This window comes from Ferrovum sp. (assembly GCF_027317285.1).
Lineage (GTDB): Bacteria > Pseudomonadota > Gammaproteobacteria > Burkholderiales > Ferrovaceae > Ferrovum.
In genome coordinates this window covers 1-917 of the sequence record NZ_DAHVHV010000126.1, presented here as the reverse complement: position 1 = coordinate 917, position 917 = coordinate 1, and the positions used below count along the sequence as shown (strand labels likewise).

Below are 917 nucleotides of genomic sequence, written 5' to 3'. Positions count from 1 at the left end.
TGGAACTGTCCGGCCTGCGGATACGTGACGACGACGATCCGGAAGGTGACATCGAAATCCGGGTGACCGGCCTGCGTCCGGGCGAGAAACTCTATGAGGAGCTGCTCATCGGCAACCACCCCGAAGCCACCACCCATCCACGCATCATGAAAGCCCATGAAGATTTTCTGAGATGGACGGAACTGAACAGCAAACTCGACACCCTCACGATAGCCCTCAACACCAACGATGTAGGCCTGATCCGTTTACTGCTCAAACAACTGGTCCCCGGATACCAGCCAGAAAGCGACATCGTGGACTGGGTACATCTGGAACAAAATTCATTGGAGTGAACCGTCATAGGATTTGCGGGCATCCACGGGCTGGCCATAGATGAACACCCGGACCCTGGCTTCGGCAAAGAACATCAGTTTCTGGTGAGGGTCAGCGCAATCTACCGCTACCCGAATTTGTTTCCATACTCGCTCCCCCGTGTCATAATTTGGAGAGAAGTGTGCAGAAAGTTGTTCGCAGGGATGGAGCGAAGCGACGTCTCGCAAAAATTATCCGGAAAATACAACGCCGCTCAGTTACCGCTTGCACGGATTTGACTTTATCTCAGGGAATGGCATCATGAACTTTACTGAAGTACTCGAGGCATTGAAACGGGCTTCGGGATTTGAGTTGTATCGCCTGAGCGCGGCTATTGACCGGATGCTGTGCGATCCCAAATGGATCATTGCCATTCGCAGGGTGCTTCATGTCGGGCAACAGGTTGAATACTTCGACGAAAAGGACAATCGTCTATGCACAGGTCGGGTGCTGGAATTGAGGCAGAAGACGGTTCTGCTCCAGCGTCTGGTGAGTGTGATCAGTTATTTTGATGGATTTTCAGGGGTTGGTGATCATTTTGGATGAGGGTTGAGGGGGTGACGCCC

At 52.6% G+C, this 917-nt stretch carries 2 protein-coding genes; both read left to right on the top strand.

Features of this window, described 5'->3' with window-relative positions; translation table 11 throughout:
• The coding region (locus tag M6F29_RS11870; RefSeq protein WP_298160180.1) for a polysaccharide biosynthesis protein at positions 1-332 on the top strand (332 nt) is incomplete at its 5' end.
• A gap of 280 nt (positions 333-612) precedes the next feature.
• A complete protein-coding gene (locus M6F29_RS11865) occupies positions 613-897 on the top strand; it encodes a hypothetical protein (RefSeq protein ID WP_298160178.1) in 285 nt (94 codons plus the stop codon).
• The last annotated feature ends 20 nt before the right edge of the window (positions 898-917 follow it).

Excerpts from the sequence above, each read along its gene's own strand:
- M6F29_RS11865 (WP_298160178.1), top strand. The coding sequence starts at position 613 with ATGAACTTTACTGAAGTACTCGAGGCATTGAAACGGGCTTCGGGATTT.